We start from the raw sequence: 7,205 nt of genomic DNA, 5'->3' as shown, positions 1-7,205 counted from the left end.
GACGCGGACGCGGCCCGCGTCGCGCGCGCCGACGCTCTCCGCACCGAGCTCCTCGGGCAGGTCGAGCCTGAACCACAGCACCTCCATCGGCGCGCCGATGGTCTTGAGCGGAAGTTCGGCCTGGTCGCGCATGATCGAGCGGCGCCCGTCCGCCGCAATCACTAACCGGGCCGGCAGGGTCTCGCCACCGGCGGTCTCCACCGCTGCAATCCGTCCGGCAGCATCGGCATGCGCGGCCACGGCTTCGGTCCCCATGCGCAGCTCGAACCCGGGATACTGGCTGGCCTTGCGCGACAGGAAATCGAGCAAATCCCATTGCGGCATCATCGCGATGAACGGCGCGGGCACGGGGAGATGGCGGAAATCGGCCAGTTTCCGCTCCCGCCCCGCAATCCGCATGCCGAGCGTTTCGACCTTGCTGTGTTCGAGCGCGAGCAGCTCGTCGAGCCAGCCGAGCTGGTGAAACATGTCCAGCGTGGCGGGGTGCACCGTATCGCCGCGGAAATCGCGGAAAAAGTCCTCGTGCTTTTCCAGCACTGTCACCTTGACCCCGGCACGTGCGAGCAGCAGGCCGGAGAATATCCCGGCCGGGCCACCGCCGACGATGACCACGGGCAGTTCGGGATCGTGCGGCACGATGATGACCTTCCTGTGTTGTGCGACTAGTGCCCTGCGAAACCAGCACCGATGGAGACGATCCTATCGCCAATACCGTCAAGACCAAAGCCCGTCTCGAAGTCCGGCAGGCAAAGTTGAAGGATGTCCGCGAGATCGCCGATCTCGTGCGCCGCGCCTATGTCGACCTGCCGCCCTACACGCTGGGCGAGATACGCGGGCAGCTGAACAATTACCGCGACGGCTGCTTCGTCGCGAAGCTCGATGGAGTCATCGTCGGCTACTGTGCCTCGATGCGACTCAGCGCGAATGTCGCCATGTCGAACCACACGTGGGACGAGGTGACCGGTAACGGCTTTGGTAGCCGTCACGATCCCACTGGCGACTGGCTCTACGGCTACGAGATGTGCGTCGACCCGAAGGTGCGCGGCACTCGGATCGGGCGCCGCCTCTACGAGGAACGCCGCGCGCTGGCCGAACGGCTCGATCTGGCGGGTATCGTCTTCGGCGGGCGTATGCCGGGCCTCGCCAACGCCATGCGGCGCAAGCGCAACCGCGCCGAGACACCGGAAGAGTATCTCGCGGCCGTCATCGACAACAAGATCCACGATCCGGTCCTGCGCTTTCAGCTCGCCAATGGATTCGAACCGCAGGGAATCCTCGAAAACTACCTGCCGGAAGACAAGAAATCCAAGGCCTGCGCCGTACGGATGATCTGGCGCAATCCCTATGTGGATGCCGATGCACCGCGCAAGCATCGCCTCCCGCGCGATGTCGAAAGCGTGCGGATTGCGACCTGCCAGTTACAGGCGCGCGCGGTTACTGGGTTCGACGAGTTCATGCGTCACGTCGAATATTTCGTCGATGTCGCAGCCGACTACGAAAGCGACTTCATCCTCTTTCCCGAGCTGTTCACACTGATGCTGCTGAGCGCACAGGAAAAGGAACTGAGCCCGATGGAAGCGATCGAGGCGTTGAGCGACTACACGCCGCGCATTCGCAAGGCGCTGAGCGAGATGGCACTCAACTACAACATCAACATCATTGGCGGGTCGCACCCCACGCGGATGGACGATGGCGATATCCACAACGTCGCCTATGTGTGCCTGCGCGATGGGTCGATCCATGCGCAGGAGAAGATTCACCCCACCCCCAACGAGGCCTATTGGTGGAACATCAAGGGCGGCGACAGCATCGATGCAATCCCGACAGACTGCGGGCCCATCGGCGTACTGATCTGCTACGATAGCGAGTTTCCGGAACTTGCCCGCCGGCTGGTGGACGAAGGCGCGCGCATCATCTTCGTGCCCTTTTGCACCGACAGCCGCCAAGGCTACATGCGCGTGCGCTATTGCGCTCAGGCCCGCGCCATCGAGAACCAGTGCTTTACGGTTCTTAGCGGCAATGTCGGCAACCTGCCCAATGTCGCCAACATGGACATCCAGTATGCCCAGAGCTGCATCCTGACCCCGTGCGATTTCCCCTTCGCGCGCGACGGGATTGCGGCGGAAGCGAGCGAGAATGTGGAGACGCTGACGATCAGCGACGTGAACCTGGCGGACCTCAGCTGGGCGCGTGCCGAGGGGACCGTGCGTAACCTTCATGATCGCCGGTTCGATCTCTACCAGATCGAGTGGGACAAGCGCGTTGGCCAGGTCTCCCCGCGCATCGGCGAAGAGCCCGACGAAGCCGCGGGGCAGGATACCAAGCCGATGGGGCCGAAATCGCCGGGCGGGGGATAAGGCGCACTCTCACCCGTCCCAAGGACCGCGCAAGGCCTTCACGTGCGCGGTTGTCTTGATATGGTCGATCCGTGGCTGGTGAACTCGAACCGACGACCGCGCTGTCCGATGCGCTGGTGATCCTGGGTGCAGCGGGGATAGTCATCCCGCTGTTCGCCCGCTTTCGCATCACACCGGTCATCGGCTTCCTGCTGATCGGCATCCTCGTCGGTCCTTACGGGCTCGGTGCGCTTACGCCCGAAGTCGCGTGGCTGACCCATGTGACCATCTCCGAACCAGAAGCGCTCGATATTTTTGCCGAATTCGGCATCATCCTGCTGCTGTTCACCATCGGGCTGGAGCTGAGCTTCAATCGCCTGTGGCAGATGCGCAAGCTGGTGTTCGGGCTGGGCGCAGCCGAATTGCTGATCATCGGCAGCTCCATCGCGGTCGTGCTGGCGATGATGGGGCAGTACTGGACCGGCGCGATGGCGCTGGGCCTTGCGCTTGCTTTGTCGTCGACCGCCATCGTGTTGCCAATCTCGGGCACATCCTCGCCTGTCGGGCGCGCGGCGCTTTCCATGCTGCTGTTCGAAGATATTGCGATCGTTCCGATCATCTTCATGCTCGGCGCCCTTGCACCCTATGCGCAGGCCGACGGCCTCACCGGACTATGGACCACGTTGTGGCAGGGTGCGGCGGTCGTTGGCGCCTTGCTGGTGCTGGGGCGGTACGCTTTGCCAATCCTGTTTGTGCAGGCGGCCCGCACCAAGAGCCCCGAGGTGTTCCTCGCAGCGACGCTGGTGGTGGTGATCGGTGCCAGCCTCGCCACCGGCGTCACCGGCCTTTCGCCCATCGTCGGCGCGCTGATCGCCGGCCTGCTAATCGCCGAGACTGATTTCCACGGCGAGGTCGAAGCGATCATCGAACCGTTCAAGGGTCTCGCGCTCGGGATCTTCCTTATCACCATCGGCATGAGCATCGATCTGGAGGCACTGCGCGATAATCTCGGCATCATCCTCACCGCAGTCGTGTTGGTGCTCGTGTTCAAGGCGCTCGTCACCGGCTTGCTGCTGCGCGCGATGGGTGCGCGGCGAAACACTGCAACCGAGACCGGGATCCTGATGGCAAGCCCGTCGGAAACGACCCTGATCGTGCTCTCTGCAGCAAGCTCGGCCATGCTTATCCAGCCGGGAACCACGCAATTCTGGCAGATTGTCACCGCGATCGGGTTGACCGTCACACCACTGCTTGCCTTCGTCGGCCGCGCGGTGGCACGCCGGGTCGATCCCGTGCCGGACCCTGCGCGAGACGTGTCCGCGCCCGTCGGCCGCGTCATCGTGGTTGGCGGCGGACGTGTCGGCAGGCTGGTGGCAGACATGCTGCGTGTGCACGACCAGCCCTACATCACGATCGAGTCCGACGCCGACTTGGCGATGCAGGACAAGCGCGACGGGTACGATGTGATATTCGGCAATGCTGCACGGCTCGAAACGCTGCGCGCCCTGCGTGTGGAAGATGCCTCCGCCATCGTGTTGACAATGGATGCGCCCGTGCTGGCGCAGCAGCTGGTAGCGCGGCTGCGCAAGGCCTATCCCAAGCTGCTGATCGTTGCCCGCGCCCGCGACGCGGCGCATGCGGCGGCGCTCTACAAGGCTGGGGCAAGCCACGCAGTGCCCGAAACACTCGAAAGCTCGCTGCAGCTATCGGAAGCGGTGCTGGTCGATATCGGTGTTGCGATGGGCCCGGTGATCGCCTCAATCCACGAGAAGCGCGACGAAATGCGCGCCCAGATCCAGACGGACGGGGCGCTGGAGCATAAGCCCAAGTTGCGCACGAGTACCACGTCAGCCGACTGATCCGGACCTTCTTCGCTACCCAGCCATTGATAGGGAAAGGAGAAGATGCATGTCTGACACAGACCCGACGAAACCCGTCCCGAACGACGAGAAATTCAAGCCGCAGAACGTCGCCGATGGAGGCCGCGTAAAGCCATCCGCCAGGCGAGATGCGAACAGCCCTGCCGATACCGATGGCGAAAGCCTCAATCGCGGAAGCGAAGCCGAGGCACGCCGTGCAGGCAGCGGCGCACGCTAGCTATCCAGGCGGTCAGGCGCTCACTGCTTCACGCAAGGCATTGCGTACGGCATCCAGCGCGGCCTCGGCCTGAGTTGCGTCGGGGCCACCGCCCTGCGCCATATCGGGCCGGCCACCGCCGCCCTTCCCGCCAAGTTCGGCAACACCAGCACGAACCAGATCGACCGCGCTGAACCGCCCGGTCAGATCGTCGGTGACCGCAACCGCAAACGCGGCCTTGCCATCATTGGTCGCGCATATGGCGGCCACGCCCGATCCCAGACGTTGCTTCGCTTCGTCAAGCAGCGGGCGCAGGTCCTTGGGGTCGAGCCCGTCGATCACCTGACCCGAAAAAGCGATGTCGCCCACTTTCTCGTCCGCGGTCGCCGTATCGCCTGCGCCGCCTCCCAGCGCGAGCTGCTTCTTCGCGGCGGCCAGCTCTTTTTCGAGCCGCTTACGGTCCTCGATCAGCGCATCGAGCCGCGCCGCGACCTCGTCCGGCGTGGTCTTAAGGGCGGCGGCAGCGCTCTTCAGGCTGTTCTCGCGACCGACCAGCCACTGGCGCGCGGCCTCACCCGTCAGCGCCTCGATCCGGCGCACGCCCGAACTCACGGCACTCTCCGAAACGATCCGGAAGAGCTGGATATCGCCGGTCGCGTTCACATGGGTGCCGCCACACAGCTCGACCGAGTAGTTGCGGCCCTCACTGGCCTTGCGACCCATCGACAGCACACGAACTTCGTCCCCGTATTTCTCGCCGAAGAGCGCTAGCGCGCCTGCCTCAACCGCATCGTCGGGCGACATCAGCCGCGTGCCAACCGGTTCGTTCGCGCGGATTTCACCGTTCACCTCGGCCTCGATTGCGGCAATATCCTCTTCGCTGAGCGGCGCCGGGTGCGAAAAGTCGAACCGCAACCGATCTTCGGCCACCAGCGATCCCTTTTGGGTCACGTGGCCGCCAAGCCGGTTGCGCAGTGCTGCATGGACAAGATGGGTTGCCGAATGGTTGGCGCGAATGCGATCGCGGCGATCGGCATCGATCGTCAGGCGGACCTCGTCACCCACGCGCACTTCGCCCGCTTCGACCGTAGCGTGATGGGCATGAAGCCGGCCAAGCGGCTTGGCGGTGTCGCGCACGGTGATGCGCAGCCCATCGTGCGTGGCGATCGTACCACTGTCGCCCGCCTGCCCGCCGCTTTCGCCATAGAACGGCGTCTGATTGGTGAGCAGCGTGACCTCGTCGCCTGCCGCTGCGCTCTCAACCTCGGCGCCATCCTTCACGATTGCGACCACGCGGCCTTCGCCCTGCGTGGCTGAGTAGCCGGTGAACTCGGTCGCTCCCTCGCGCTCGGCAATGGCAAACCAGATTTCGCTGTCGGCAGCCTCGCCGCTGCCCTTCCAGGCCGCGCGAGCAGCCTCCTTCTGCCGCTGCATAGCTGCATCGAAGCCGGAGCGGTCCACGGCGATGCCCTGCGCGCGCAAGGCATCTTCGGTCAGGTCGTAGGGGAAGCCGTAGGTGTCGTAGAGCTTGAAGGCGACCTCGCCATCCAGCTCGTCGCCGTGCGAGAGGTCTGTCGTCGCCTCAGAAAGCAGGCGGAGCCCTTTGTCGAGCGTTTCGCGAAAGCGGGTTTCCTCGCGCTCCAGCGTTTCCTCGATCAGTGCCTGGCCACGCGTCAGCTCGGGATAGGCTTGCCCCATTTCCCCCACCAGAGTGGGGACGAGCCGGTGCATCAGCGGCGTCTTGGCACCCAGCAGGTGCGCGTGGCGCATGGCCCTGCGCATGATCCGGCGCAGCACGTATCCCCGCCCTTCGTTGGAGGGCAGCACACCGTCTGCGATCAGGAAACCGGTCGCGCGCAAGTGGTCGGCGATGACGCGGTGGCTGGCGATGGTCTCGTGCGTGGCATCTTCGTGAAGCTGCGATTCGGCTGCCTCGATCAGCGTCTGGAAAGTGTCCGTATCGTAGTTGTTGTGGACCCCCTGCAGCACCGCCGCGATCCGTTCCAGTCCCATGCCGGTGTCGATGTTCTGGTTGGGAAGATCGCCGACGATCTCCCCGCCACGCTGCTCGTGCTGCATGAACACGAGATTCCAGATCTCGACGAAGCGGTCTCCGTCCTCATCCGGCGAACCGGGAGGCCCACCTTCGATGTGATCGCCATGATCCCAGAATATTTCGGAGCAGGGCCCGCAGGGGCCGTCGTCACCCATGACCCAGAAATTGTCCTTGGTGGCAATGCGAATGATCCGGTCTTCGGGCAGGCCGGCGATCTTCTTCCAGAGGTCGAACGCCTCATCGTCCGTGTGATAGACGGTGGCCAGCAGGCGATCCGGATCTAGGCCGAATTCTTTGGTCAGCAGCGTCCAGGCATGCTCGATCGCCTCTTCCTTGAAATAGTCGCCGAACGAGAAGTTGCCGAGCATCTCGAAAAAAGTGTGATGCCGCGCGGTGTAGCCGACATTGTCGAGATCATTATGCTTGCCGCCTGCGCGCACGCACTTCTGCGCGCTGACAGCACGCGGGCCGGGAGGCGTCTCGAGGCCGGTGAAGACATTCTTGAACGGCACCATGCCTGCATTGACGAACATCAGGCTCGGGTCGTTATGCGGAACCAGCGGTGCCGAAGAGACGCGCGCATGCCCCTTGCCTTCGAAGAATTCGAGGAAAGTCCGGCGGATATCGTTTGTGCTCGTCATATCAGTTGCGAGTTAGGCAAGAAGGGGCTGGGCGACAAGCTTTCACGGCACGGATAGTTGAAGGGCGCGCCAAACGGAAAAGCCGGTTGCGATGCC

General features: G+C 63.9%; 5 protein-coding genes. 3 read left to right on the top strand and 2 right to left on the bottom strand.

The features are described from left to right. A partial coding sequence (locus ACEQXE_RS12145; protein ID WP_370179649.1) for an FAD-dependent monooxygenase occupies positions 1-636 on the bottom strand: 636 nt, incomplete at its 3' end. 65 nt (positions 637-701) lie between these two features. Between ACEQXE_RS12145 and ACEQXE_RS12140 the strand changes: the two genes are divergently transcribed. From ACEQXE_RS12140 to ACEQXE_RS12130, 3 genes are all read left to right on the top strand, one after another. Next, the gene (locus ACEQXE_RS12140) at positions 702-2,357 is read left to right on the top strand and encodes a GNAT family N-acetyltransferase (protein WP_370030133.1); all 1,656 of its coding nucleotides are present in this window, start codon (positions 702-704) and stop codon (positions 2,355-2,357) included. A gap of 71 nt (positions 2,358-2,428) precedes the next feature. Continuing rightward, entirely contained in the window at positions 2,429-4,195 is a 1,767-nt protein-coding gene (locus ACEQXE_RS12135; protein ID WP_370030092.1) for a cation:proton antiporter, read from the top strand. Between the two features lie 49 nt (positions 4,196-4,244). Further along, positions 4,245-4,433: a hypothetical protein gene (locus ACEQXE_RS12130; protein WP_370030090.1), complete on the top strand. Its 189-nt coding sequence runs from the start codon at positions 4,245-4,247 to the stop codon at positions 4,431-4,433. A 12-nt stretch (positions 4,434-4,445) separates the two neighbouring features. On the opposite strand, the gene alaS is transcribed toward ACEQXE_RS12130, so the two are convergent. Continuing rightward, on the bottom strand, positions 4,446-7,109 hold the full coding sequence (alaS, locus tag ACEQXE_RS12125; RefSeq protein ID WP_370179647.1) for an alanine--tRNA ligase: 2,664 nt from the start codon (positions 7,107-7,109) through the stop codon (positions 4,446-4,448). Positions 7,110-7,205: the final 96 nt, after the last annotated feature.

The organism is Alteriqipengyuania sp. (genome assembly GCF_964222115.1).
Taxonomy (GTDB): Bacteria; Pseudomonadota; Alphaproteobacteria; order Sphingomonadales; family Sphingomonadaceae; genus Alteriqipengyuania.
This window is presented reverse-complemented; position numbering and strand designations above follow the sequence as displayed.

Coding starts and splice junctions, on each gene's coding strand:
- ACEQXE_RS12130 (WP_370030090.1), top strand. CDS start 4,245: ATGTCTGACACAGACCCGACGAAACCCGTCCCGAACGACGAGAAATTC.
- alaS (WP_370179647.1), bottom strand. CDS start 7,109: ATGACGAGCACAAACGATATCCGCCGGACTTTCCTCGAATTCTTCGAA.